The 23,431-nt window shown below is 70.0% G+C and carries 24 protein-coding genes and 1 riboswitch; of the genes, 8 read left to right on the forward strand and 16 right to left on the reverse strand.

Annotated features, from left to right (window positions below; genetic code table 11):
- The first annotated feature begins 83 nt into the window (after positions 1 to 83).
- Positions 84 to 1,088 carry an allantoicase gene (gene alc, locus OG579_RS09630; RefSeq protein WP_328859206.1) on the forward strand — a complete coding sequence of 335 codons (1,005 nt, stop codon included), beginning with the start codon at positions 84 to 86 and terminating at the stop codon, positions 1,086 to 1,088.
- 57 nt (positions 1,089 to 1,145) lie between these two features.
- On the opposite strand, the gene OG579_RS09635 is transcribed toward alc, so the two are convergent.
- Positions 1,146 to 2,441 (reverse strand): aminotransferase class V-fold PLP-dependent enzyme, encoded by a 1,296-nt coding sequence (locus tag OG579_RS09635; RefSeq protein WP_328858945.1) that lies wholly within the window; start codon positions 2,439 to 2,441, stop codon positions 1,146 to 1,148.
- 37 nt (positions 2,442 to 2,478) lie between these two features.
- Positions 2,479 to 2,594: riboswitch (SAM riboswitch) on the reverse strand.
- 117 nt (positions 2,595 to 2,711) lie between these two features.
- On the opposite strand from OG579_RS09635, the gene OG579_RS09640 reads away from it, so the two are divergent.
- The gene (locus OG579_RS09640; RefSeq protein WP_408068776.1) at positions 2,712 to 3,845 is read left to right on the forward strand and encodes an isochorismate synthase; all 1,134 of its coding nucleotides are present in this window, start codon (positions 2,712 to 2,714) and stop codon (positions 3,843 to 3,845) included.
- A 5-nt stretch (positions 3,846 to 3,850) separates the two neighbouring features.
- Here the strand turns inward: OG579_RS09640 and OG579_RS09645 are convergent, their stop codons facing one another.
- The 14 genes from OG579_RS09645 to OG579_RS09710 all read right to left on the reverse strand — a co-directional run bounded on the left by OG579_RS09645 (position 3,851) and on the right by OG579_RS09710 (position 16,548).
- A complete protein-coding gene (locus tag OG579_RS09645) occupies positions 3,851 to 5,113 on the reverse strand; it encodes an MFS transporter (protein ID WP_328858947.1) in 1,263 nt (420 codons plus the stop codon).
- Positions 5,114 to 5,208: 95 nt separating this feature from the next.
- Positions 5,209 to 6,687: an FAD-dependent oxidoreductase gene (locus tag OG579_RS09650; protein ID WP_328858948.1), complete on the reverse strand. Its 1,479-nt coding sequence runs from the start codon at positions 6,685 to 6,687 to the stop codon at positions 5,209 to 5,211.
- 26 nt (positions 6,688 to 6,713) lie between these two features.
- Complete coding sequence (locus tag OG579_RS09655; RefSeq protein ID WP_328858949.1) at positions 6,714 to 7,514, reverse strand: thioesterase II family protein; 801 nt, start codon at positions 7,512 to 7,514, stop codon at positions 6,714 to 6,716.
- Entirely contained in the window at positions 7,504 to 8,382 is an 879-nt protein-coding gene (locus OG579_RS09660) for an ACP S-malonyltransferase (RefSeq protein ID WP_328858950.1), read from the reverse strand. Before OG579_RS09660 ends, OG579_RS09655 begins: the two co-directional genes overlap by 11 nt.
- On the reverse strand, positions 8,379 to 8,981 hold the full coding sequence (locus OG579_RS09665) for a histidine phosphatase family protein (RefSeq protein WP_328858951.1): 603 nt from the start codon (positions 8,979 to 8,981) through the stop codon (positions 8,379 to 8,381). The genes OG579_RS09660 and OG579_RS09665 overlap by 4 nt, the downstream gene beginning before the upstream one ends.
- Entirely contained in the window at positions 8,978 to 9,952 is a 975-nt protein-coding gene (locus OG579_RS09670) for an AvrD family protein (RefSeq protein ID WP_328858952.1), read from the reverse strand. Before OG579_RS09670 ends, OG579_RS09665 begins: the two co-directional genes overlap by 4 nt.
- On the reverse strand, positions 9,949 to 10,248 hold the full coding sequence (locus tag OG579_RS09675) for an acyl carrier protein (protein WP_328858953.1): 300 nt from the start codon (positions 10,246 to 10,248) through the stop codon (positions 9,949 to 9,951). The genes OG579_RS09670 and OG579_RS09675 overlap by 4 nt, the downstream gene beginning before the upstream one ends.
- 40 nt (positions 10,249 to 10,288) lie before the next feature.
- The gene (locus OG579_RS09680) at positions 10,289 to 11,293 is read right to left on the reverse strand and encodes a beta-ketoacyl-ACP synthase 3 (protein ID WP_328858954.1); all 1,005 of its coding nucleotides are present in this window, start codon (positions 11,291 to 11,293) and stop codon (positions 10,289 to 10,291) included.
- A gap of 237 nt (positions 11,294 to 11,530) precedes the next feature.
- Positions 11,531 to 12,601: a GAF domain-containing protein gene (locus tag OG579_RS09685; RefSeq protein ID WP_328858955.1), complete on the reverse strand. Its 1,071-nt coding sequence runs from the start codon at positions 12,599 to 12,601 to the stop codon at positions 11,531 to 11,533.
- Complete coding sequence (locus OG579_RS09690) at positions 12,598 to 13,614, reverse strand: acyl-CoA dehydrogenase family protein (RefSeq protein ID WP_328858956.1); 1,017 nt, start codon at positions 13,612 to 13,614, stop codon at positions 12,598 to 12,600. Before OG579_RS09690 ends, OG579_RS09685 begins: the two co-directional genes overlap by 4 nt.
- A 73-nt stretch (positions 13,615 to 13,687) precedes the next feature.
- Positions 13,688 to 14,329 (reverse strand): DedA family protein, encoded by a 642-nt coding sequence (locus OG579_RS09695; protein ID WP_328858957.1) that lies wholly within the window; start codon positions 14,327 to 14,329, stop codon positions 13,688 to 13,690.
- A gap of 23 nt (positions 14,330 to 14,352) precedes the next feature.
- Positions 14,353 to 15,558 carry an O-succinylhomoserine sulfhydrylase gene (locus tag OG579_RS09700; protein ID WP_408068777.1) on the reverse strand — a complete coding sequence of 402 codons (1,206 nt, stop codon included), beginning with the start codon at positions 15,556 to 15,558 and terminating at the stop codon, positions 14,353 to 14,355.
- A gap of 13 nt (positions 15,559 to 15,571) precedes the next feature.
- Positions 15,572 to 15,985 carry a rhodanese-like domain-containing protein gene (locus tag OG579_RS09705; protein WP_045824421.1) on the reverse strand — a complete coding sequence of 138 codons (414 nt, stop codon included), beginning with the start codon at positions 15,983 to 15,985 and terminating at the stop codon, positions 15,572 to 15,574.
- A gap of 68 nt (positions 15,986 to 16,053) precedes the next feature.
- The gene (locus OG579_RS09710; RefSeq protein ID WP_328858958.1) at positions 16,054 to 16,548 is read right to left on the reverse strand and encodes an Rv0361 family membrane protein; all 495 of its coding nucleotides are present in this window, start codon (positions 16,546 to 16,548) and stop codon (positions 16,054 to 16,056) included.
- Between the two features lie 94 nt (positions 16,549 to 16,642).
- On the opposite strand from OG579_RS09710, the gene OG579_RS09715 reads away from it, so the two are divergent.
- From OG579_RS09715 to OG579_RS09725, 3 genes are all read left to right on the forward strand, one after another.
- A complete protein-coding gene (locus tag OG579_RS09715; protein ID WP_328858959.1) occupies positions 16,643 to 17,653 on the forward strand; it encodes an ABC transporter substrate-binding protein in 1,011 nt (336 codons plus the stop codon).
- A gap of 144 nt (positions 17,654 to 17,797) precedes the next feature.
- Positions 17,798 to 19,213: an FAD-dependent oxidoreductase gene (locus OG579_RS09720; protein WP_328858960.1), complete on the forward strand. Its 1,416-nt coding sequence runs from the start codon at positions 17,798 to 17,800 to the stop codon at positions 19,211 to 19,213.
- A 125-nt stretch (positions 19,214 to 19,338) separates the two neighbouring features.
- Positions 19,339 to 19,677 (forward strand): GatB/YqeY domain-containing protein, encoded by a 339-nt coding sequence (locus OG579_RS09725; RefSeq protein ID WP_328858961.1) that lies wholly within the window; start codon positions 19,339 to 19,341, stop codon positions 19,675 to 19,677.
- 150 nt (positions 19,678 to 19,827) lie between these two features.
- Here the strand turns inward: OG579_RS09725 and OG579_RS09730 are convergent, their stop codons facing one another.
- Complete coding sequence (locus tag OG579_RS09730) at positions 19,828 to 20,220, reverse strand: hypothetical protein (RefSeq protein ID WP_045824426.1); 393 nt, start codon at positions 20,218 to 20,220, stop codon at positions 19,828 to 19,830.
- A gap of 252 nt (positions 20,221 to 20,472) precedes the next feature.
- Between OG579_RS09730 and OG579_RS09735 the strand changes: the two genes are divergently transcribed.
- From OG579_RS09735 to OG579_RS09745, 3 genes are read left to right on the forward strand one after another with little or no spacing between them, the layout of a single operon-like run.
- The gene (locus OG579_RS09735) at positions 20,473 to 21,489 is read left to right on the forward strand and encodes a FecCD family ABC transporter permease (protein WP_408068778.1); all 1,017 of its coding nucleotides are present in this window, start codon (positions 20,473 to 20,475) and stop codon (positions 21,487 to 21,489) included.
- On the forward strand, positions 21,486 to 22,598 hold the full coding sequence (locus tag OG579_RS09740) for a FecCD family ABC transporter permease (protein WP_328858962.1): 1,113 nt from the start codon (positions 21,486 to 21,488) through the stop codon (positions 22,596 to 22,598). Before OG579_RS09735 ends, OG579_RS09740 begins: the two co-directional genes overlap by 4 nt.
- Positions 22,595 to 23,425 (forward strand): ABC transporter ATP-binding protein, encoded by an 831-nt coding sequence (locus tag OG579_RS09745; RefSeq protein ID WP_328858963.1) that lies wholly within the window; start codon positions 22,595 to 22,597, stop codon positions 23,423 to 23,425. Before OG579_RS09740 ends, OG579_RS09745 begins: the two co-directional genes overlap by 4 nt.
- The last annotated feature ends 6 nt before the right edge of the window (positions 23,426 to 23,431 follow it).

Genomic DNA, 23,431 nt, shown 5'->3' on the forward strand with positions numbered 1-23,431 from the left:
CCGGTCGGGAAGTATGCCGTTCCGGTCGGGAAGTAATCTTGGCGCTCGTGACCGACTCCACACCCCCCGCCGCGTTCACCGCGATGCCCGATCTCGCCCTACGCAGCCTCGGCGGCGCCGTGATCACCAGCACCGACGCCCTGTTCGCCGAGGCGGAGAACCTGATCGTCCCGGCGGCGTCGGAGTACCGACCCGCCACCTTCGGACACGTCGGTCAGATCTACGACGGCTGGGAGACCCGTCGACGCCGACCGGGCGGTTTCGCGCCCGACGACCCCTCCGCGGTCGACCGCGCCATCGTGCGACTCGGCGTGCCCGGTGTCATCCACGGCGTCGTGGTGGACACCTCGTGGTTCGTGGGCAACTTCCCACCGACGGTGTCGGTGGAGGCGGCCGCCGTGACCGGCTTCCCGCCGGCACACGAGGTCGTCGACGCGGACTGGCAGACCATCGTCGAGCGGCAGCCGGTCGCCGGCGACACGGCCAACCCGATCGAGGTCGCCTCCCGCGACCGGTTCACCCACGTGCGCCTGTCGATCTACCCCGACGGCGGCGTCGCCCGGCTGCGCGTCCACGGACGCGGTGTCCCAAATCCGCAGTTCCTCGACCACGGACCGTTCGACCTCGCCGCACTCGAGAACGGCGCCCGGATCAGCGCCTGCTCGAACATGTTCTACGGCTCACCGAACAACCTGCTGATGCCCGGTCGGGCCCGCTCGATGGGCGAGGGATGGGAGACCTCACGGCGGCGGGACGACGGCAACGACTGGGTCGAGATCGACCTCGCCGCCCAGGGCGTGGTCTCGCTCGTCGAGCTCGACACCAGCTGGTTCCTCGGCAACGCCCCCGGGGAGGCGAGCGTGCGCGGGCGTGACGGGGCCGATGGCGAGTGGTTCGAGATTCTCCCCCGCACCCCCCTGCAACCCGACACTAGACACCGCTTCACCGTCGACGTCGATCGTCCGATGACGCAGGCGCGCATGGACATCCACCCCGACGGGGGCATGGCGCGGTGCCGGCTGTACGGCACGGTCACCGAAGCCGGACGCGCCGACCTCCACCGCCGATGGGACCGCGGCGAGAACTGACCGCGACCCTCTGTTCGCACGTGGTGCGGACCGCGCGAGAGCGTGCGAGCGGTCAGATCAGGTGCGAGCGACCAGGTCTGCGAGCGCGGCGGTGAGCCGGTCGATGTCGTCGGACCCGGTGCCGACGCCGAAGCTGACGCGTACCGCCCCCTCGGGGTGTCCGAGGTGGTGGAGCAGCGGGTGGGCGCAGAAGCGGCCGTCGCGGACACCGATGCCGTGGGCGTCGTTGAGGTGTTCGGCCACCGCGCGCGGTGAGTGACCGGCGACGGTGAACGCGGCGATGCCGACGCGGTCGCGGCTGTCGGACCAGATCGAGAGTCGCCTCACGCCGTCGATCGCGTCGAGTGCGCCGTCGAGACGGGTGCGCAGAAGGTGCTCGTGCACCCCGATCCGCTCGAAACCGAGATCGTCGATCGCAACGCAGGCCGCGGCGATCGCGATGGCGCCCAACACGTTCGGGGTCCCGCCCTCGTGGCGTGCGGGACCGCTGCGCCAGGCCACCTCGACGGCGTCGTCGGTGGACGGATCGGTCGGCGGCACGTCGGCCGTCGCGCCGCCGCCGGCCAGGTAGGGCTCGGCGGCGTCGAGCCAGTCGCCGCGACCGACGAGTACCCCACATCCGAAGGGCGCGTACAGCTTGTGGCCCGAGAACACGAGGTAGTCGATGCCGTGTCCGGCGACGGTGATCGCGCGATGCGGGGCGAGCTGGGCGGCATCGACGAGGATGCGGGCACCCGCGTCGTGGGCGATGTCGGCGAGCTTCGCCAGGGGCAGCACCTCCCCGGTCACGTTCGACGCGCCGGTGACGGCCAACAACGCCGCGGGAGCGCGGTGGAGTTCGGCGGCCAGTGCCTCGAGCGTCTCCGCGACGGTGGGTCGGCAGGTCACCACGCGGCACTTTCGGTCCAGCTCGGGCTTCGCCTTCGTGTCCGCGCCAGAACGCTGCCACGGCAACAGGTTCGCGTGGTGCTCGACATCGAGGACCACGGTGTCGCCGGGGACGGCGCGGGCCAGGAGGTTGATGCCGTCGGTGGTGTTGCGGGTGAAGATCACGTGGTCGTCGGCGCGGGCACGCACGAAACCGGCCACGACCGCCCGGGCGTTCTCGTAGCGGGCCGTCGTGAGCTGCGACAGGTGCCCGGCACCGCGGTGCACGCTCGCGTACTGCGGCAGCGCCTGGGCGATCTCGCCGGCGACGGCGGTGAGGGCGGGCGCGCTGGCGGCGTAGTCGCCGTTGACGTAGCGCACACGACCGGCGGCGCAGTCGACGGTCTCGTGCGCACCCACGACGTCGGCGATCGGGTACACCGGCGCGAGGGCAGCGGGGGCAGGTGTGATGTCGGTGACAGACATGGTGGTCCTCGTTCTCGTCAGAGGACTCCGTGTGAGGAGTCCGCGCTTGCTCACGTCCACCTCGGACGCGGCCTGGTCGTCACCCGGAGCACCCCACCGCGGTTGGAGGGTTGCCGGTCAGCAAGCCGGGGCTGTGCGCTGACACTCATGACCTGGCGATGAGAGTGGCCGCCGACCGCACCCGATGTCAATTGCACTGTGGCGCGCGACACACCGCGGCGACCTCACGACGTCGTCGTGGTGGGCGGAATTGCGGTCACGGTGATCGCAATGCCCCCGGGTAGCGTTGATCGCGTGTTCTTCCATCTGTCCCGCCCGCACGGTTCCGTGCACGCGGGCACCCCGGTGGCGCGGTTCGCCGACGCCGCTGACGCCGTCGCCGCGATCGCCCGGGGACGCCGCGACGGCACGCCGGTCGCGGTGGTCGGGGCCATCGCGTTCGACGAGGCCGCGCCCGACGCGTTGATGGCCGTCGAGACCCTCGAGCACCGCGAGCCCGATGCCGGCTCGGCCCCGGCCCACGCCGTACCGGTCACCCTCACCGCGACGATCCCGGCACCGGAGGTCCACGTCGCCCGCGTGGCCGCGGTGATCGACCAGATCACCGCGGGCGCCGCCGACAAGGTGGTGCTCGCCCGGGCCGTCGAGTTGTTCGCCGCCGAGCCCCTCGACATCGACGCGGTGGTCGCTGCACTCGCCGCGGGCAACCACGAACACAACGCCTTCCGGGTCGACCTCTCGGCCGCCGGCGGCGACTTCGCCGGGCGCACCCTGGTGGGGGCGAGCCCGGAGTCGTTGGTGCACAAGACCGGTGACCGTGTGACGTGCCGTCCCTACGCCGGATCGGCGCCGCGTTCGAGCGACCCGGCGATCGACGCCGCCCGGGCAGCCGCGCTGCTCGACTCGGCGAAGGATCGGCACGAGCACCGGATCGTCGTCGACTACCTGACGTCGACGTTGGGACCGCTGTGCACGACGTTGTCCGTGCCCGAGGAGCCGGTCCTGCTGAGCACGGGCGAGATGTGGCACCTCGCCACCCCGATCGAGGGTGTGCTGCGCGAGCCGGAGATGACGTCGTTGGATCTCGCGCTGCGCCTGCACCCGACGCCGGCCATCTGCGGTACGCCGACTGCGGCGGCGCGAGATCTGATCCTCGCCACCGAGGAGCCCCGCGACTTCTACGCCGGGGCCATCGGCTGGTGCGACACCGCCGGCGACGGCGAGTGGATGGTGAGCATCCGCTGCGCCGAGATCACCGCCGACCGTCGGACGATCCGCGCGTGGTCGGGGGGAGGCGTTGTCGCGCAATCCGATCCCGACGCCGAACTCGCCGAGACCACCGCCAAGTTCGGCACCGTCCTGCGTGCGCTCGGTGCCGCGGACCTCCTCGCCCGCACGGACTGAGGGCGTCAGGCCGACGGCTCGACCACGCCGCTCTCCCGCGGGGCCCGCTCGATGACCGCCGACGCGATCGCGGTGCCCAGTGCCAGCACGCCGAGGGCGACACCGGACCAGATGACGTCGGCCCGCATCGGCGCGTGTGCGTATACGACCCCGCCGATCGCCGGGCCGATGGCGTTGCCGATGTTAAAGGCCGACAGGCTGATCGCGACCGCCAGCGTCGGTGCCGCCGCGGCGAAGCCGATCACCCGCGCGTTGAGGGCCGCGGTCATCGAGAACCCTGCCACTCCGATCAGGGTGACGACAATCGCCGACGCGACGGCGCTGTGCACCACCACCCGGAAGACCACCATGACGACGATCAGAACGATCAGCGAGCCGATCACGTTCTTCAACGGGAAACGTTCGGCGAGCCGGCCACCGATGGTGATCCCGACGAAGGTGCCGAACCCGAACGCGAACAGCACCAACGGGACGATGCCCGAGCTCATCTGCGAGACGTCGGTGAGGATCGGCTGCACGAACGAGTAGACCGAGAACAGCGCGGCCTCGAACAGCACCGTGGTGCCCAGCGCGACGTACACCCGGAGCTGGTTCAGCGAGCGCAACTCGGTCATGGCGATCGACCGGAGGGCGGCGTCGGGCGCGTGTTGCCGGGGCAGCCGGGGCACGACGACGGCGACCAGCGCAGCGCTGGCCGCGCTCACGATCCCCACGAACACGAACGCCGACTGCCAGTTGAGCTGCTCGCCGATGAAACTGCCCACGGGGACGCCGATCACGTTGGCCAGCGTCATGCCGCCGATCACCACCGCGATCGCGCGGGCCGTGCGGTCGGATCCGGCGAGGGCTACCGCCATCACCGCGGCGACGGTGAGTTCGGTGGCGCACGCCAACGCCGAGACGACCCGCAGCGCGAGGATGGCGCCGAAGTCGGGGACGAACGCGGTGAGCAGATGCGCGAGGGAGAACACCGCCGCGCTGGCGAGCAGTGTCTTCTTCTTGTCCAGCGTGAGCGTGAGGATCGCCATCAGCGGTGCGCCGACGAGCATCCCGATGGCGAAGACGGTGATCAGGTTGCCGACCTGCGGCACCGACACCCCCAGCGACGTCGACATCTGGTTCACGAGTCCTGCGATGACGAATTCCGATGTGCCCAGGGCGAACACGCTCGCGCCGAGGGCGTAGACGCCGGTCGGCAGCCGTGACGAGACGGCGGAGGTGGTCGCCTCCTCGGCGGTCCGGTTGTCGATCAGTCCACGTTCGGTCATGACGGTGTCCTCTCTCGTTGGTGAATCACTCCGGCGTTTCCGGGGTCGTTCGGATGTGTCCCGGTCTCGTGGTGTCGCCGATGTGGGCGTCGTGCTCATCGCCACCCCGCGGCGGTCAGTCGATCCACCACCTCGTCGAGGGGGTACCGACCCTCGAGGTGACCGTCCGGGCGGATGATCGCGGCGATCTCGTGGTCGGTCCGCACACACGGAGGTCGCGAGTTGCCCATCCGTGCGGCGTCGATGATCCGTGTGCCCGACGGCGACTTCGCCGCGAGTTCGTCGATCGCCCCTGCCCACCGATCACCTGCCCACCGATCACCCGTCCACCGGGTGCCCGGCCAGCAGACGACGGTGGGTGCGTCGAGGGCGATCGGGATCCCCAGTCCCACCGCGATCCCGCGGTAGTTCACGTCGACGCGGTCGCCGACGTCGAACTGGGCGAGCTGCTCGGTGGTCATCACCGGGATCGGACCCACCGATCCGCGTCGGGTCGACGACCAGTCGTCGACATGGCTGCTCTGGGCGGAGGTGCGCTCCTCGATCTGGCGCGCCGCGGCGGCTCTCTCGGACGCGTAAACGTCGAGCTGCGCGCTGTCGAGGCGTCCGTGCACCACACCGGCCAGTCGCCATCCCAACGCCGCCGCGTCACCGAACCCGGTGTTCATGCCCTGTCCCGACGCCGGGGTCATCCGGTGGGCGGCGTCGCCGGCCAGCAGCAACCGACCCGACCGGAACGCCGACGCGTGGCGCACCTGGGCCTTGAACGCCGCCGAGTAGTGGACGAGTTCGACATCCACCGCGAGATTCGAGCGGCTCCGGATGACGTCGGCGACGTGCGACGGGTCGTCGGGCCGGGCGGTCTCGAGTGCGCTGACGCTCCAGGCCACCCGGTAGAGGTCGTCGCCGATGGGCCCGACCGCGAGACTCCCGTCGGGGCCGAAGAAATAGCTCGCCCGGTTCCTGGGGATGTCGCCGGCCAGACGCGAGTCGGCCAGGATGAACTGGGCCGGGACGTCGTAGCCCTCGTACTCGGCGCCCATGGCGGTGCGGACGAGGCTGTCGACGCCGTCGGCGCCGACCACCCAGCGGGCCGTGAGCTCCCGCTCTCCCGCGCCGTCGTCGACGACGACGGTCACGTCGGCCCCGCGATCGACGACGGCGGTGCACTCCGCGGCCACCACGACCCCACCCAGTGCGTCGAGGCGGCGACGCAACAGGTCCTCGACGGTGGACTGTCGGACGCTGACCCCGAACGCGTACCGGGTGTCGGCCAGGGCATTGAGGTCGACCGCGCGCAGCAGGTCGTCGCGCGAGTTGAACGTGACCGCGTCGATGCGGTGCCCGACGGCGACGATGTCCTCGGCGACGTCGGCGGCCTCCAGCAGCTCCAGCGATCGGGGCCAGATCAGCGTCGCCTTGCTGTGTCGGGTCGCCGCGCGCGCCCTGTCGACGACGGTCACCTCGACGTCGGCGCGACGCAACAGACACGCCAGCATGAGTCCGATCGGTCCGCCGCCGACGATGAGCACATCGGTCTCGGAGGAATCGGTGTGCAGCGGTGTTCCGGTCATGCGGTTCTCCTTCGTGTCCCGGGCGCTCAGCCGACGCGGAGTCGGTCGACGTCGCGACGGGCGTGGTGGCTGCGGTCGGCGGTCTCGAAAGCGGCGCTCAGCAGCATCCGGGTCAGTTGGTGATTGTCGGGTTCGAGGAAGGCGAAATGTCCTCCCGGCAGGGCCATCCCGGTGGTCGTTCCGCGGGAGTGTCCGCGCCAGGCGCTCATCGCCTGCACCGGTGCGATCGGATCGTCGATCCCGGAGAGCACGTACAGGTCCTGGTCGCACCGCACCGCCCCGAAATCGGTGGCGCAGTCGTCGACCAACGCCAGATCCTTGGACAGCCGGCCGCACAGATCGTCACGGATCTGCTTGATCTCCAGGATCTCCGGCTCCGTCATCCCGGCGGTCAGCAGGAAGCCCTCGAGATCGGAGATGTCCACGCCGGCCTCGGCGAACCGGTCCCGGTCCCCCGGCGTCTGACTCGCGACGATCAACGCATCGCAGAGATGCGGGTGCGCGTGGGCGGCCCGCGCGGCCACCAGCGCGCCGAGGCTGCAGCCCAGGAACACCGTGGGCAACGGCTCGCGTCCGCCGAACTCGGCGGCGACCGACGCGACGAGGTCGGCGACGTCGTCGGCCTCGGTGTCGCGGGCTCGCACGTCCCGCCCGGTCATGGCCAGTCCCCACAGCTCGGTGCCCTCGGGGCACAGTCGCGCGAGGCTCAGCAGCGCGGTCGGTCCCCCACCCGCGTGCGGGAAGATCACCAGCCGCGCGCGGGGTCGGATCACGCGGCTCAGCGAGACCCACCGCGCCCGGGGCGCCCGCCCGCTCTCACGCCGCATGTGCGTCACCCGTCACGATGTCGGCCCGCCATCCGCGGCGGACCCGCATACGCTCGACGATCCTCGACAGCACCTTGCCCGGGGCCACCTCCACGAAGGTGTCGACACCCGCCTCGACGGCGGTCTCGATCGACTCCGTCCACCGGACCGGCGAATACAGCTGCCGCGTCATCAGGTCCACGAGGTCACCGTCGGCACCGTAGAAGTCCGCGGTGGCGTTGGCGACGACCGGGACGTCCGGCGCCGTCATCGGATGCGACTGTGCGACAAGGGCGAACCGAGCCGCCGGCCCCCGCATGTAGCGGCTGTGGAACGCCCCGCTCACCGCAAGGGTGGTGGCCAGTCCGTCGAGATCGTCGACGCGGTCGCACAGCGCGTCGACGGAGTCGTCGGGTCCGGAGACCACCAGTTGGCCGTACCCGTTGTGGTTGGCGATGTCGATGTCGGGGAACTCGTCGTCGACCACGCCGCGGACCACGTCGGCATCGATCTGCATGATCGCGGCCATCCGGCCACCGCGGACCTCGCTCATCAGTCGTGCCCGGGTCGCGACCAGCTCGACACCGACCTCGAATCCGAATGCGCCTGCGGCACACAGCGCCACCAGCTCCCCGAGGGAGTGCCCGGCCATCACGACGTCGTCGAGATGTGACCAGTGCGCGCGGTAGTCGAGGTATTCGGCGACGAACAGTGCGGGCTGCAGGAACCGGGTGTCGCCCATCAGCTCTCGCGAACCACAGACCTCGGCGATGTCGAACCCGGTTATGTCCGAGGCCGTCTCGACCAGGTCGCCGTGTTCCTCCATCACGTCTGCGCCCATGCCGACACGCTGGGACCCCTGGCCCGGGAACATCAGCAGGGTGGTCATCGGGCCACCGCCGCCGCCGTGCGGCCCGGCAGGACCCCGACCAACTCCACCGGGTGCAGCGCGGCCGGGTCGAGGACGCGTAGCCGGACGGCCTGCAGGTTCTCGATGTGCGGTCGACCCTCGACCCCGGCGAGGACGCGCAGGGTGATCGTCATGAGTGCGCCGTGGGTGACGCACGCCGCCAAGCGATCTCCGCGGCGCACGAGGTCGCCCACGAGACCCCGCACCCGCGCACCGACCTGCTCGGCGGACTCACCGCCGGGTGGCGCGAAGGTCGGGTCGGCGGCCATGGCGTGGGCGAGGTCGGGCTCGGCGGCCCACAGGTCCTGCGCGACGCGGCCGTCGATGTCACCGAGGTCGCGCTCGGCGAGGCGGTCGTCGATGACGGCCGCGACGTCGGGCAGCAGATACGCGGCGGTGATGCGCGCCCGTCGCTGCGGGGAGCAGTACACCGCGTCGGGCTCGGGGAGTCCGCGTTCGCGCCAGGCCGCGGCCGCGGCCAGCTCGTCGACGATCACCGGCGAGTCCGCCCGACCCTGCAACAGGCCGCGCACGTTGCCCTCGGTGCGCGCGTGTCGGACCATGATGATGTCGGTCATCGACGCGCTCCGTCCGGGAGCCGGTGGGCGACCTCGAAGGTCGATGTCACATCGGCGCAGGAGGCCTCCCACTCCGAGACGCTCCAGAGGCCGTCGGTCATCTCGACCGTCTCGTGGTCGACGATCGACGACCGCAGCGCGGCCGGGCCGTCGAACGCGACGGGCGCGAGCGTGCGCTTCGCGTGATAGCTCCGCATCCACAGGGTGTTGGACGATGCCCGCGACACCCCGTCGAGGTCGTACAGCAGCGCCTGCGCGGCCTGGGCGACCGCGACGATGTGTTCGACGTCGGTGTGGTGATCACGGTGTCCCGCGGCGACCATGGCGCGCCCGGGTGGGGTGGCCGCGCCCGAGCGGCTCAGCTCGGCGGTGCAGGTGCGCCGGTCCCGATCGATCACCACCGAACGCAGGTCGAGCACGCCGCCGACGTATCCCGTGCCGACCAGTGGCCGTGCGGCGCCGTCGGCGCGCAGGTCCTCGAGACGTGCCCGGCCGATGACGGTGACCGTGAACAGCAGTCGCATCGACCCCAGGTTCGCGTCGACGTCGATCATCGTCGCACCGTCGCCCTCGTGGCGACCGGTGACGACGGCGAGCAGCGCGACGCTCTCGGCGTCCTCCTGCGGCGTCCCGCCGGCCATCAGGCGCAGGTCGGAGATCCAGGCCTTCTCGATCTGTGCGGCGAAGACGTGGGGATCCGAGGCGAGCAGGGCAGACGCGCACAGCGAGGCCGTGACCGCCCCGTCGATCGTCGAGACGTGCGGGCGCACCGCGCGTGTGCCCTTCGTGGACCACGCATCGGGATACGCGATCACCACGTTGCCGCTGAGGCCGACCGCACCGCTCGGATCCGACCATCGGTCGCGCACGGTGAGTTCCTGGCCCACCAGCCGGTAGCGCTCCCCGAAGAAGCGTCCCGACCGTGCGCCGAGCAGGTCGTCGATCGAGGCGTGGATCGCGGGCGCGGTCATCGGCGCACCTCGTCGGCTCCGTGTCCCGCCGCGGACAGGCGTGCGCCGATGGCGGCGACCACGTCGCCGACGGTGTCGGCGCCGGTGATCTCGCCCGCCTCGAACTCGACGCCGAATCTCTTCTTCACCTTCATGCCGAGCTGGACGACGCCCAATGAGTCGACGTAGAGCTCGTTGAACGTCTTGCCGTCGATGCCGGCGGTGTCGACCGCGTGCTTGCGTGCGAGATGGTCGTGGACGAAGCCGGCGATCTCGTCGGCGGTCGCCGTGGGGGACGGGGTGGTGTCGAGTGCCATGGTGGGTGTTCCTCTCGGTGTGGGACGCGAACGAGACGGGTCAGGACGCCGCGACGGCGATGTCGGGCCAGACGAATGTGGTGGCGCCCCACGAGGCCCCGGCCCCGAAGGCCGTGAGCATCACGCGGTCGCCGGCGGACAGCCGCCCGCCGGCGGCGGCCTCGGCCAACGCGAGCGGGATCGAGGCGGCGATGGTGTTCCCGGTGTGGTCGATGGTGACGACGACGCGGTCGGGATCGATCTCCAGCTCGTCGGCCACCGACTCGATGATGCGACCGTTCGCCTGGTGCGGGACGAACAGGGCGATGTCGTCGAGATCGAGACCCTCACGGGCGGCGACGTCGCGGACGGCCTCCGACATCCGGGTCACCGCCTGCACGAACAGTGGTTTGCCGTCCATCGTGATGAACGGCGTTGTGAAGCCTAGGGTTCCGTCGGCGCGGTCTCGCGCGCCGGAACCGGGGATCATCACCAGATCGGCGCACCGACCCTCGCTGCCGAGGACGAACGACCCGAGAACGCCTGCTGCGTCGACATTCTCGGTCGCCTCGAGGATCACGGCGGCGGCACCGTCGGCGAAGATGGCCGCGGTGTCGCGGTCGCCGGGATCGGTGAACGCGCTCGCCGTCTCGGCGCAGACGAACAGGATCCGCTGCGCGGTCCCGGCGCTGATCATCGCCGCCGCCACCGACAACCCGTAGAGGAACCCCGAGCAAGCGGCGCTGACGTCGAAGGCGGGGATCGGTCCCAGGCCGAGTGCGTGGGCGACCAGCGGGGCTGTCGGCGGTGAGATGTAGTCGGGCGTGGCGGTCGCGAGGACGACCATGTCGACCGGATCTGATCCGAAGGCGTCGAGCGCACGCCGGGCGGCCTCGGTCGCGACATCCGACGTGGCGACCCCGGCGTCGACGACCCGCCTGGTCTCGATCCCCGTGCGTGACGAGATCCATTCCGGTGTGGAATCGATGGAGGCGCAGACGCTCTCGTTGTCGACCACGCGAGGGGGCAGATACGCCCCGAGTGCACGAACACAGGCGACAGGCATGGTGACTCTCCCTTGCGGAAGCCCCGGAACGGATCGACGACGATCCGGACGGAGCAGGTGAAGGGCGAGGATGACGACGGGTCACCACGCGAGATGTATTCGCGGAGCGAGGGATCGGGCGTCACCGCACAGGCCGTGACGCGTCTTTCGTTTCCTTCGCTACCAACTGCGAACAGGATGCCCCACGCCGCCGCGGGCGGCAACCCGCACACCCGGTGACGTCGGCCACAGGTGGAGCTAGGCCGGTAGTTCGGCGACCCCGATCGGTACCGGCGGGAACTCCGTGGCGCGCACGGTGCCGGCGTCCTCGGTGTCCATCGTGACGAGCATCAGGTCCTCGAAGACGGCGGCGTTGAGGATCCGGGCCGAGACACCCACCTGCATCCATCCACCGCCGGCCCGTCGAATACGTAGCTGCGCATCGCATTTCGACAGTGTGGTGCGCGCCTCCACGCACAATCGCGCGACGACCGGGAGATCGTCGGGGTGGATGCCCGGGGGCTGGCCCGTGCTGGCGCCGTGCCCCATCCCGGCCGGATGGGTCGTCAACCACTTGACCACGTACGGCACTCTCACGAACTGCGTGTCGACGACGGCGCCGTGCACTCCGAGGTGACCGAAGGCCAACTGCGCCAACGACGAATCCAGGCAGTCGATCTCGAGGGCGCGCCGGTCCTCGCTCGCGGTGACGTCCATCATCGAACCCCGGACACGCAGCCCACCCGGCGTCTCGACGCCGCGGTACACGTAGTGGATGCGCCGGAGCACACCGTCGTCGCGACGGATGGTGAACTGCAGATCCCCACCGTCGAGACCGGGATCGCGTAACGCGCCGAGCACCTGGGCGACCGACGCCATGTTCGTCGTGCGGGTGAACAGGTCGGCGGGTCCGTAGATGGCGCGGTCTCGATATGCCACGTCCATGCAGAGGATGTCGAGCGTCTCCTCCGACAACCACAACCGCGGCGGTCGATCCGGCGAGGTGGGTTCCCATTCGAACGTCCCCGCCTTCGGTGGCGGCTCGAACTCCGCGTCGTCACGCCCGAGGTACACCTGCACCGCGTAGACGTCACCGGACGGCCCGATCAGCGGGATCGCCTGCCCCACCGCGGTGTCCGGGGAACCGCCGAATCGCCGCAGCACCGCCTCGCCCCGTGCGCGACACGACTGCACCAGACTGTCGACGGCCCGCAGCTCCTCGCCGCGGACCACGTTTCCGAGGCGACGCCACCCGCGCGGCTTCGCCCCCTGGGCGACCACACGCAGATCACTGCCCAACGTCTCGATCAGCAGCCATTCCCCGCTCACGTCGCCCGCCCCTCCGGGAGCAGTCGGACCAGCATCTCGTCGCGAATGGCGGGCCGACTGGCGCAGACCGCACAGAACAGTGCCTCTCGAACGAGCCGAGCGGGCGTGGATCCCGTCAGCACCGAGCGACTGCCCGCCGCGGCCGCCACCGACGTCGCCAGGCGCATGGCCAGATCGTTGGCCGCGGCGCGATGGCGGTACAGCGCGGCGCCGTCGTCGATGGAGGCGTCCAGATCCGTTCTCACCCGGGCCACCTCGGCGCGGGCGGCGGCCGCGGCGTCGGCGAACTCGAAGTTGCGTGCGGCCACCGCGTCGAGTTCACGGAGTGCCGATCGGCAGATCCCCAGCGCCAGTGCGGCGTTGAGTCGGATGGTCATGTTGGCACCCTGGGGACGCCGGTCGGCGGGCATGGTGGTGACGAGTCGGTCGGCGGCGACCTCGACGTCGTCCCAGTCGAGGCTGACGGTGTTGCTGGCCTGGGCCGCGACGAGGTCCAGCGGCGTCGCGGTGAGACCCGCCGACAACTCCGGGCGCCCGATGGCGAACAGGTGCACCTCGCCGGTCGACTCCTCGTGGGCCCAGGCGCCGATCATGTCGATGACGCCCCATCCGGTGACGAAGGCCGACGACCCCGACAGGACGTACCCGGTATCGGTGCGACGGGCACGCAGGGTCTGTCCGTGTGACGCCATTCCCGCATAGCTGACGCCGGCGATCACCTCGCCGGACCTCAGGGCGGGCAGCAGATCGCCTCGGGGGCTGCGCGCGACCGCGAGAGCGACACCGTGATGCTGGGCCCACACGAAACCGGTGGCCAGGCAGCCGGAGATGACGGTCTCGGCGATCTCGGCGAGATGCGCCCGGTCGTCGCCGAGCGCGGCGCCGAAGAGTCCCGCGCGGGCCAATGCCTCGAAGTGACCGACCGGGATCTTGCCCGACGCGTCCACCTCGCCGGCGGCGGGCGCCAGAACGGAGTCCACCACGTCACGGGCGGCGTCAAGGGTGCTGAGCATCGCAAAAGGATATGGCATCCGATAGCACCGAATCCGACATCCCGGACGTCCGAACGGGACGTTAACGGAGGCTTTACCCGGCGTCGGCGCCGTCGACGCGCGCCCGGGCCCGCTGGTGGCGGTTGCGCCACCAGGCGATGCAGACGTACACCAGGGCCGCCCCTCCGACGACGAGTCCGCCGTAGAGCAGCAGTCGCGCACCGACGGCGGCTCCGACCAGGTACCCGATCATCCCGACCGCGATGACCCAGATCAGTCCGCCGATGACGTTGGCGGTCAGATACAGCTTCACCGCCATGCGGCTCATCCCGGCGACGAACGGTGTCAGCGTGCGGACGTAGCCCACCCAGCGGGCGGCGATCACCGCGGGGATACCCCTGTGCTGCACCGCGTGGGCGACCTTGTCCCATCGCTCGGCGCCGATGCGCCGCCCCAGTCTCGATTCGAGCATCCGCGGTCCGAAATGGCGCCCGAGCGTGAAACCCGTGGCGTCCCCGGCGATCGCGGCCACGCATGCGCCCGCGATCAGCACACCGATGCTGGTGTCGCCGACCGCGGCGGCCACCCCTCCGGTGAGCAACGCGGTCTCACCGGGGAGCACGAGACCCACGAGCGCGGCGGACTCGAGGTACACCAGCGCCCACACCAGCAGGTACACCACCCAGGGCGGTGTCGTGGTGATGATCTCGACGATCCAGTCGATGACCGCCTGCATGAGGTGCGTCCCGCGGCGGCGGGTTAGAGCGCCCGGTCGAGGTCGGCGAGCAGGTCGTCGACGCCCTCGAGGCCCACCGACAGGCGAACGACCCCGTCGGACAGGCCGATCGCCGCCCTGCCCTCGGGCCCCATCGCCCGGTGGGTGGTGGTCGCCGGGTGGGTGATGAGCGACTTCGCGTCACCCAGATTGTTCGAGATGTCGATGATCCGCAGCCCGTCGAGGACCTCGAACGCGCGCGCCTTCCCGCCGATCCCGGTCGGGTCGCTGAGCTCGAAGGTGACCACGGTGCCACCGCCGGTCATCTGCTCTCGAGCCAGCTCGTACTGCGGATGCGACTGCAGGAACGGGTATTTGACCCACTTCACGCGCGGGTCGTCCTCGAGGAACTGGGCAATGCGCAACGCCGAGCCGACGGCCGCGTCCACACGCAGGCGCAGGGTCTCCATGCCCTTGAGCAGGGTCCATGCGTTGAAGGGGCTCATCGCGGGTCCGGTGTGGCGCATCAGCGTCTGCACGGGGCCGTCGATGTACTCCTTGGTGCCCAACACCGCACCGCCCATCACCCGGCCCTGGCCGTCGATGTGTTTGGTGCCGGAGTACACGACGACGTCGGCGCCGAGATCGTGACCACGCTGCAGGAGCGGCGTGGCGAAGACGTTGTCCAACACCACCTGCGCGCCGGCGGCGTGCGCCATCTCCGACACACGCGCCACGTCGACGAGGGACTGCATCGGGTTCGACGGTGTCTCGAAGAACACCGCGGTGGTCGGCACCGACAGCGCCTCTTCCCACTGGTCGAGGTCCTCGCCGTCGACGAAGACGGTCTCGACACCCCAGCGGGGCAGGATCTCGTTGCACACCACGAAGCACGATCCGAAGAGACTGCGCCCGGCCACGAGGCGGTCGCCGGCTTTGAGCAGCGCGCCCAGGGAGACGAAGACCGCGGCCATACCGCTGGCGGTGGCGAAGCACGCCTCCGACCCCTCGAGCAGGCGCAACCGTTCCTGGAACATGGCGACCGTGGGGTTGCCGTAGCGGGAGTAGACGAAGCGTTCGTCCTCACCGGTGAACGCGCGTTCAGCGGCGGCGGCCGAGGAGTACACGTAGCCGGAGTTGAGGAACATCGCCTCGGAGGTCTCGTCGAACTGCGAGCGCATCAGCCCGCCGCGCACCCCGATGGTCTCCGGTGAGACGCCCTCGGGCAGTGGCGATCCCCCGCCGATCACCGTCGTGCGCCCGTCACGACTGGCGCCAGGGCAGGCCCTGGGCCTTCCAGCCCACGACGCCGCGTTGGCCGTCGGGACCCAGGCCGCCCTCGAAGCCCTCGGAGATGTTGTACGCCTGTGCGATCCCGTCGGCGGTCGCGGCCTCGGCGGCACCCACCGAGCGCTGACCCGACCGGCAGAGGAACAGGACCTGCTGGTCGTCGGTCACGCCGGCGTCACGGAGCTGGGAGACGAAGTGCGGGTTGCGCTGTCCGTCGGGGAAGCCGACCCACTCGATCAGCACGACCTGCTTGCCGATCTCGGACAGCTCGGGAATACCGACGTAGGACCACTCGGCGCGGGTTCGCACGTCGACGAGCACCGCGTCGGCATCGGAACGGAGGATGTCCCAGGCCTGCTGGGGGGTCAGATCACCTGCATAGCTCACCTGAGAAGCGTTGCACACACCGCACCCGCCGCGCATCCGGGCATCGCCCCTCTCCCCGTCCGGACGGATCACGGTCCCTTCGCGCCGCAGACCTTCCAGTCCTCGCTGGACTTCACCAGCGTGATCGGCAGCACCTCGTCCTTCGGGTTCTTGGTGTATCGCCAGTGCATGTTGGCCGTCGCCGAGGAACCGGTGACCGCGGTCTCGGTGATGTCGGTGATGGTGATGGTGCCGTGCTCAGCGCGAGAGGCCTGGCCGCTCTTCTCGAAGGCGTCGGCGGTCGGGAACGAGGGTTGCAGCAGGTCGGCAGGGCAGCTCAGGGTGCGGAACTGGTCGTAGTTCACCGCGTTCTTCGCCGTGTAGTAATCGTTGATCGCCCTGGTGACCTTGGCGCTCTCGGTGAGCCGTTCGGAACCGGGCTTGATCACGTGGAACAGCGCGATGGTCCCCACCGCGAGAACGACGATCACGACGGCCACGAGGAACGGCCACGCCGCCTTCCACCCGGGGTCGTCGGACGCGCCGGGATCGATGGACGGCGAGGGGGTGTCGGTCGAGGCCATGGCAGCGATCCTATCGACGCGCCGGCGCAGGCGGATTTGCCCGGATCGGCTCGCCTCTGTCAGTGTGGAGGTGAGGCTATCCTTAGGAGAATCGATGCACCGCCGCGTACTCACCCCGCTCGTCGCCACTGTCACCGCCGTCGGTCTCGCGATGACCGTCGGAGCCTGCTCGGCCCCCGACGACTCCGCCGCCTCGAGCAGCTCGGTCGCGGCCGAGCCGAGCGCCCTGCCGGTGACGATCGATCACCGCTACGGCACCACCACCATCGACGCCACCGCTGCCCGCATCGCGACGCTGGGGCCCGGAGACGGCGACACCCTGCTGGCCCTGGGCATCACCCCGACCACGATGGTCCCGTTCTCCGACCCCACCGAGAAGACCGTGATCGCACCCTGGAACGAGAAGGCGCTCGAGGGCAAGGAGCCCGTCGTGCTCGGACAGGGATCGCAGGACCTCTCCTCGGTCATCCCGAAGGCCCTGGCCACCAACCCCGATCTGATCCTCGCCGTCAACAACGCGGTGACCCGGTCGCAGTACGACAACCTCGCGAAAGTCGCCCCGACCGTCGTGCGCCCCGAGCAGTACCAGGACTGGACGGTGCCGTGGACGGCATCGACCACCGAGATCGGTCGGGCCGTGGGCAAGCCCGCCGAGACCGCGAAGCTCATCAGCGCCACCGAGAAGGAGTTCACCGACGCGAAGGCCGCGAACCCGCAGCTCGTCGGTCGCACCGGCGCGGTCGTGATCGGTTCGGCCGGCGGTGGCCTGAGCATCTACAGCCCCGGTGACGGTCGCGGCCAGATGCTCACGAACCTGGGACTCGAGTTCCCGGCGTCGCTGCAGCCGAGCATCACCAACGGGTTCTACGGCTCGATCTCCGACGAGAACCTCGGCCTGCTCGGCGGACTCGACAAACTCGTCGTCGTCGACTGGCAGGGCTCCACCGACGCCCTGCGCGCCAACCCCGCGTTCATGAACCTCGACGTCGTCAAGCGTGGCGACGTGGTGTTCCTCGACCAGGTGACCGGCAGCGCGATGTCGGTGCCGACCGTGCTGACGATCCCGTGGGTGCTGCAGAAGCTGGTGCCGCAGCTCGCGAGCTGACCGACGAACACCCCAGGTGATCGGCGCGAGAGGCGATTGGCACCGGACGTGGGCCGACGCCTACCGTGGTGGGAGATTGTGGTTCGCAGCATGGTCCCGGAAGAATGCGGCCCCAGAAGAACGAACAGAAGGTAAGCCCGAATCATGAGCGCAGACACACGTCCGTTGCGAGTCGCCATCGTCGGCGCCGGTCCCGCGGGGATCTACGCGGCTGATGCGCTGATGAAATCCGACATAGCCTGTGAGCGGCCGGCGCCGGGAGCGCAGCGAGCGGGCCGATTCTCCACCGTGTCGATCGACTTGTTCGAGCGGATGCCGGCCCCGTTCGGTTTGATCCGGTACGGGGTGGCTCCGGATCATCCGCGGATCAAGGGCATCATCACCGCCCTGCACAAGGTGCTCGACAAGCCGCAGGTCCGGCTGTTGGGCAACGTCGACTACGGCACCGACATCACCCTCGACGACCTGCGCAGCTTCTATGACGCGGTGATCTTCTCCACCGGCGCCACCGACGACCGTGGGATGCAGATCCCCGGCATCGACCTCGACGGTTCCTACGGTGCCGCGCAGTTCGTCGCCTGGTACGACGGGCACCCCGACTTCTCCCGCACCTGGCCGCTGGAGGCGGAGAAGGTCGCCGTCATCGGCGTCGGCAATGTCGCCCTCGATGTCGCGCGAGTCTTGGCCAAGACCGGTGACGAGTTGTTGCCGACGGAGATCCCGCCGAACGTCTACGAGGGGCTCAAGGCGAACAAGGCGGTCGAGGTGCACGTGTTCGGGCGCCGCGGACCCGCCCAGGCCAAGTTCACGCCGCTGGAGCTCAAAGAACTCGACCATTCCCCCAACATCGAGGTCATCGTCGACCCCGAGGACATCGACTACGACGAGGGCTCCGCCGTCGCCCGGCGCGGGTCGAAGATCACCGACCAGGTCGCCACGATCATCGAGAACTACGCCATCCGCGAACCCGGTGACCGCCCCCACAAACTGTTCCTGCACTTCTTCGAGAGCCCCGTCGAGATCCTCGGTGAGGACGGCAAAGTCGTCGGGCTGCGGACCGAACGCACCCAACTCGATGGCACCGGGAACGTGAAGCCGACCGGGCGCACCACCGACTGGGAGATCGGCGCGGTCTACCGCGCCGTCGGGTATCTGTCGGACAACCTGCCCGCGATCCCGTTCGACGACCAGGCCGGGGTCATCCCCAACGAATCAGGCCGCATCTTCGACGAAGGCGCCCATCTGACCGGGCTCTACACCACCGGGTGGGTCAAACGCGGACCCATCGGCCTGATCGGACACACCAAGGGTGACGCGAACGAGACCGTCGACTGCATCCTCGACGACATGAAGGCAGGCGCGCTCAACAGCCCGGCCAGCCCCACCGAGGCCTCGGTCGTCGAGCTCCTCGAATCCCGCAACGTGCCGTTCACCACGTGGGACGGCTGGTACCGACTCGACGAACACGAACGCAAACTCGGCGAAGCCGAAGGCCGCGAACGCATCAAGGTCGTCGAACGCGAAGACATGCTCGCCGCCGCCGAACCCGACAAGGTCTGACCCCGCCGGTTGGGCGCGTAACGCCCGCGGTTGGGCACGTAACGACCGCAGTTGGGCATCGGCGCCGAGTAGGCGTTCGAAAATCACTGTCGCCGGGCGACATCGGGCCGCTAGCGTCTCGGCTCATGCATTCGGTACTTCGACGTGACCTGCGTGCCGCACTCGCGGCCGGCGACCGGACAACCGTCGCCGCCTTGCGTTCGGCCATCGCCGCGATCGACAACGCGCAGGCCCCCTCCCTCGACGGGACGGCATCGTCGGGTCCGGCCGGGCCAGGCGGTGTCGGTGTGGGCTCGACCGAGGTCGATCGCCTCGAGCTAGACGACGACGAGCTGCGATCGGTGCTGCGTGCAGAGAGGGACGAGAGCCTGTCGGCGGCAGCGCAGTTCGACGCCCTCGGCCGACCCGACGATGCCGCGGCGATGCGGTCGCGCGCCGACGTCGTCGAACGCTATCTCGCCTGAATCCTCACCGCGACTGCCCAACTGCGGGCGTTACGTGCCCAACCGCGGGCGTTATGTGCCCAACTGCGGTGGTTACGTGCCCACCCGGCGAACGAGAACGGCGGTGACCCCCGAAGGGATCACCGCCGTCACGTCGGTCGCGGTCGGGACTCAGTTCGTCCAGTAACCGAAGTTGTCGAACACGTTCTCGCGGATGTCGGAGATCGTGTACCCGGAGATCGACGACGGGAAGCACCCGCGCTGCTTGGTGGTGATGTTCAGGGTCTCACCGGGCTTGAGAGCCGGGGAGAAGCGACGCTGGCCGTTGATCTCCTGCAGCGTCGTGTTGCGCATGGTCACGCCACCGACGTTGCGGGCGGTCATCGAACGGACCAGGGTCGGGACGAACTCGGTGCGGTCGCAGTACACCGCACCGGTGATGCGCAGCTCCGGCGGTGCGACGGCGTTCGCGGGTCCGGCCGCGATCATGCCCGCGGTGCCGATGGCGGCAGCCGCCAGAACCGTGGCCGCCGCGCGTTGTGTCGTCTTGCGTGCGTTCTTCATCGAATCCCACTCTCTCGGCTGGCCCGCTCGTCGTCGAGAGCAGGCGATGTGGACGGCCGGCTCGTCTCCTCGACCGGTCGCTGCTGACAGTTCACTGCCAGGCTGCTGTGTTCATCGCCACATCGTCCGTTTCGGTTACCAAATGTTGCGCTTTGGTTATCGAACCCTCCCGGTGGCCGCCGACCTGATCGCGGAGCGACTTAGGCTATCCTTGCCATACTGACGGTCAATATCGAGGAGGGTTCGGCGGCGGTGGTGTCCCCACGCGCGAGGCGCGGTCGTGATCTGACCGTGCTGCTGGCCTTCGTGGGACTCCTCGCACTTCTGGCCGTCGCGTCGATCGCGATCGGCTCGCGGGCGCTCTCCCCCGGCACGGTCGTCGAGGCCCTGTTCTCCCCGTCGTCGGCCCCCGCCGACGTCGTGGGCATCGTGCGCGACCTCCGCATCCCGCGCACCGTCCTGGGTGTCCTCGTGGGGCTGGCGATCGGTGCGGCCGGCGCGCTGGCCCAGGCCCACACGCGCAACCCCCTCGCCGACCCCGGTCTCCTCGGCGTCAACGCGGGTGCGGCGTGCGCCGTCGTCGCGGGCGTCTACCTGCTGGGGATCACCGCCCCCATCGAGTACATGGGCTTCGGACTGCTCGGGGCGATGATCGCCGCGGGTCTGGTGTTCGGGACCTCGGCACTCACCCGCGGCGCCTCACCGCTGACCCTGGTGCTCGCGGGCACCGGACTGTCGGCCATGTTGCTGGCCATCACCTCCGCGATCGTCCTCACCGACACCGCCTCGCTCGACGCCTGGCGCTTCTGGAACGTCGGATCGGTGGTGGGGCGCGGCTCCGACGTCATCTGGGCCGCGACACCGTTCATCGCCGCCGGCCTCGTGCTCGCGATCGGCAGCGGGTTCTTCCTCAACGTGCTGAGCCTCGGCGACGACATGTCGCGGTCGCTGGGGTCGCGCATCGTGACCGTGCGCGTCGTCGGCATCGCGGCCATCACCCTGCTCGCCGGCGCCGCGACCGCCGCGTGCGGCCCGATCGTCTTCCTCGGTCTCGTGGTGCCGCACCTCGCGCGCGCCGTGGTGGGCCCCGACTATCGATGGATCGTGCCGTATTCGGCTGTGCTGGGGGCGATCCTGCTCATCGCCTCCGACGTCGTCGGACGTGTCATCGCGCGACCGGCCGAGATCCAGGTGGGCATCGTCCTCGCCGTCGTCGGCGCACCGATGCTCATCAAGCTCGTCCGTTCACGACGTCTGGTGGCCGTATGACCGAGACCCGCAACCGGCTCGCATCGACACCCGCGTCGGCCTCCGTCTCGACGACCGCGAGCGTCCGTCGACGCGGCGTGGTGCGCCTCGGGTCGTTGTCGTTCCTGGTGGCGCCTCGGACGGTCATCGTCGGCGTCGTCGTCACCGCGCTGGCGCTGGTGCTGTTCGCCGCGGGGATCGGCGTCGGCGACTACCCGCTCTCGGCCATCGACGTCGGCCGGATCCTGCTCGGTGGCGGCACCCGGGTGGAGAACGTCATCGTCTTCGACGTCGGCCTGCCCCGCGCGCTGGTGGCGCTGCTCGTCGGCGTCGGGCTCGGCCTGTCGGGCGCGCTCACCCAGACCATCGCCCGCAACCCGCTGGCCACCCCCGACGTCCTGGGCATCACCGCCGGGGCCAGTGCCGCAGCGGTGTTCGGCATCGCGTTCGGGTCGGGCTGGGGGTCGTGGTTCGCCGACGTCGGCACCCCGATCTCCGCGCTCGTCGGTGCCGGCATCGGCGCGCTGCTCATGTACCTGCTCGCCTGGCGCGGCGGCATCGACGCGTTCCGGCTCGTCCTCGTCGGTGTCGCCCTCACCTGGGTGTTCCAGGCGCTGGTCGCCTTCGGACTCACCCGCGCGCGCATCAACGACGTCGGGCGCGCCCAACGGTGGCTCATCGGATCGGTCTCCGACGCCACCTGGGCCTCGGTCACCACGCTCAGCGTCACGCTCGTCGCCGCGGTGATCGCGGTGACGGCCGTCCGACGCGGCAGCGGGGTGCTCGGGCTCGGCGAGGATCTCGCCCGCGGCCTGGGGGTGCGCACCTCGGGTGTCACCGCCGTCGCACTGGTCGTGGCCGTCGTGGTCGCGGCCATCACCGTCTCCGCCGCCGGACCCATCGCCTTCGTCGCGCTGCTCGCACCGCAGATCGCGCTGCGACTCTGTGCCACGCCGGCACCACCACCGATCATCTCCGGCATCGTCGGCGGCGTCCTCGTGGTCGGCTCGGACCTGCTGTGCCGCAGCCTGTTACCCGCCGGCCTGTCGGTGGGTGTCGTGACCGCGGGCATCGGCGGCCCGTTCCTGATCTATCTGATGATCGCCGTCTCGCGAAAGGCGTCCGCATGACACCCGCTGCCACCACCACCGACGCCGGGCTCACCTCGGCACGCCTGTCCGCGACCGACCTCACCGTCGGGTACGACGCCGAGCCCGTCATCTCCGGTCTCGACGTCGCCATCCCCGACGGGCAGGTCACCACCGTCGTCGGGCCGAACGGCTGCGGGAAGTCGACCCTGCTGCGTTCGCTCGCCCGATTGCTGCGTCCGCGGTCGGGGACGGTGCTGCTCGACGGCACCGACATCGCCGGTCAGAAACCGCGCGACGTCGCCCGCACGCTCGGTCTGCTCCCGCAGAACCCCATCGCGCCCGAGGGCCTGACGGTGGTCGATCTCGTCGCGCGCGGTCGTCATCCGCATCAGAGCTGGTATCGGCAGTGGTCGGCAGGCGACGAGGTGGCCGTCGCGACGGCGATGGCGATGACCGGCACCGACACCCTCGCCGACCGGCCGGTGTCGGCGCTGTCGGGTGGGCAGCGACAGCGCGTGTGGATCGCACTCACCCTCGCCCAGGAGACCGATCTGCTGCTGCTCGACGAACCGACGACGTTCCTCGATCTGGCGCACGCCGTCGACGTGCTCGACCTCGTGCACACGCTGTGCGCCGAGCACGGCAAGACGATCGTGATGGTGCTGCACGATCTCAATCTCGCCGCCCGCTACAGCGACCGGTTGATCGTGATGCGCGACGGCAACGTCCTCACCGAGGGAACACCCACCGACGTGGTGACCCCCGAACTGCTCGAGGCCGCGTTCGGACTGCGGTCGATGGTGCTCATCGACCCGGTGTCGGGCGGTCCGCTCATCGTGCCCCTGGGTCGCCCGCACGCCGCCTGACGCAGT

The organism is Williamsia herbipolensis (assembly GCF_036153515.1).
GTDB classification, from domain to species: domain Bacteria; phylum Actinomycetota; class Actinomycetes; order Mycobacteriales; family Mycobacteriaceae; genus Williamsia_A; species Williamsia_A herbipolensis.